A 1,126-nucleotide genomic window follows, 5' to 3' on the forward strand; every position below is an offset into this window, starting at 1 on the left:
TGAGCGGATCGGGTTGGTGCTGGCCGACGCCGCGCCGGTGGCGGTGGTCAGCACCGCGGGGCTGGCCGGGCGGCTGCGGCCTTACGGGGTGGCGGTCGTCGACGTCGCCGACCCGCGCGTCGATGCCCAGCCCGCCACCGAGCTTCCCGCCCCGGGACCTGATCAGGTGGCGCACCTGATTTACACCTCGGGCACTACCGGGGTGCCCAAAGGGGTGGCGGTCACGCATCACAACATCACCCGCCTATTCGACGCACTAGACGTCGGCGTCGAGCTTGGGCCCGCCCAGGTGTGGGCGCAATGCCACTCCTATGCCTTCGACTTCTCGGTGTGGGAAATCTGGGGGGCCCTACTCCACGGCGGCCGGCTGGTGATCGTGCCCGAGGAGGTGACCCGCTCCCCCGAGGAGCTGCGCGCCCTGCTGATCGCCGAACACGTCACCGTGCTGAGTCAGACCCCCTCCGCGCTGGCCGCACTGTCCCCCCACGGGCTAGATGAGGTGGCGGTGATGGCCGCCGGGGAGGCCTGCCCACCCGAGATCGTGCAGCGCTGGGCGCCCGGGCGGGTGATGCTCAACGGCTACGGGCCCACCGAAACCACCGTGTATGCCACCATCAGCGCCCCGCTGGTGCCCGGTTCGGCCAGCGTCCCGATCGGCCTACCGGTGCCCGGGGCGGCGCTGTTCGTCCTCGACCCCTGGCTGCGGCCCGTCCCGCCCGGGGTCATCGGGGAACTCTACGTCGCCGGGCGCGGGGTCGGGCTGGGCTACCTACGCCGGCCTGGGTTGAGCGCCGCGCGGTTCGTGGCGTGCCCGTTCGGGCCGCCCGGGACCCGGATGTATCGCAGCGGGGACCTGGTGCGCTGGCGGCCCGACGGGCAACTCGAGTACCTCGGACGCGCCGACGAACAGGTGAAGATTCGCGGGTACCGCATCGAACTCGGTGAGATCCGTGCGGCTTTGAGCGAACTCCCGGGCGTCGGACAGGCCGCGGTGGTCGCCCGTGAGGACCGGCCCGGTGACCGGCGGCTCGTCGGTTACATCACCGGCACCGCCGAGCCCGCCGCGCTGCGCGCCGCGCTGGCCGACCGGCTGCCCGGCTTCATGGTGCCCGCCGCGATCGTCGCG

General features: G+C 72.7%; 1 protein-coding gene. It reads left to right on the plus strand.

Features of this window, described 5'->3' with window-relative positions; all coding sequences use genetic code 11:
• Positions 1 to 1,126: amino acid adenylation domain-containing protein (locus A5681_RS22530; protein WP_156738104.1), on the plus strand; the 1,126-nt coding region annotated here is incomplete at both ends.

The sequence above is a fragment of the Mycobacterium scrofulaceum genome (genome assembly GCF_001667885.1).
Classification (GTDB): Bacteria; Actinomycetota; Actinomycetes; order Mycobacteriales; family Mycobacteriaceae; genus Mycobacterium; species Mycobacterium scrofulaceum_C.